Source organism: Micromonospora inaquosa (genome assembly GCF_003857055.1).
GTDB lineage: Bacteria > Actinomycetota > Actinomycetes > Mycobacteriales > Micromonosporaceae > Micromonospora > Micromonospora inaquosa.
This window is the reverse complement of the sequence record NZ_QGSZ01000009.1, coordinates 1-1,070: the sequence shown is the minus strand read 5'-3', so window position 1 is coordinate 1,070 and position 1,070 is coordinate 1. Positions and strand designations below refer to the sequence as shown.

Genomic DNA, 1,070 nt, shown 5'->3' with positions numbered 1-1,070 from the left:
GCCCAACCCCACCCCGACCCCGGACCCGTCACCCGGAACCAGTCCGACGCCGCCGCCGGCCACCTCGACCGACGACCCGGCCTGGTACGACATTCCCGGTCAGATCCGCAAGGCGATCAAGGACTTCTTCGCCTGGGTAGTCGAGACTGGCCTGGCCCCGGTCATGGACACCCTCGGCAAGACCGTCCTGTCGACCCCAGACCTGACGAACAACGAGCAGGTCAAGGCGATGTGGACGACGAGTCTGGTCATCGCCAACGCCGTCTTCGTGCTGTTCGTGGTCATCGGCGGGTTCGTCGTCACCTCCCGGGAGACCCTGCAAAGCCGCCACGGTCTCAAGGAGATCCTGCCGCGCCTAGTGATCGGCGGGGTCGGGGCGAACCTCTCGCTGCTGCTGTGCGCCGAGATCCTCACCATCGTCAACGCGCTGACCGCCGCGATCGCCGGTCAAGGCGTCGACGGTCCGGCCGCCGCGACCGCGATCACCCAGGCACTGACCAACGCCAGCCAGGGCAACAATTTCCTGCTGACGATGATGATCCTCGCCGCGCTGGTAATGGCCATCGTGGTCGTGCTGACCTTCATCCTGCGCGTAGCGGCCATGATTCTGCTGATCGGGGTGTCCCCGCTCGCGTTGATGTGTCACGCCACCCCGCAGACCGAGGGCCTGGCCTACACCTGGTGGCGGGCGTTCGGCGCGTGCCTAGGCATGCAACTCGCCCAAGCCTTCATCATGCTGGCCACCATCCGGGTGTTCCTCACCCCAACCGGACCGGCGGTCCTCGGCCTACCGATCACCACCGACGGCTTCCTCGGCATCGGCGTCTGCCTGACGATGCTGTGGGTCCTCATCAAACTGCCCGGCTGGATGAAACAGTTCATCCTCGGCCCACTCGGTCAATCCCGCGGCCGGGGCCTGCTCGGCCAACTCGTCTCGACCTACCTGACGTTCAAAACCCTCGGCCTGGCAGCCGGCGCGCTGGGCGGATCGAAGGTCGCCGGGCGGGCGGCGGGGACGACTGTCCGTGGGGGCGGACCGGTACCCCGTCCCGGTCCCGGTCGTCCCGGAC

General features: G+C 67.6%; 1 protein-coding gene. It reads left to right on the top strand.

What is annotated here, in order from left to right:
* On the top strand, window positions 1–1,070 hold a 1,070-nt coding region (locus DLJ59_RS36145; RefSeq protein WP_482805352.1), incomplete at both ends, for a TrbL/VirB6 family protein.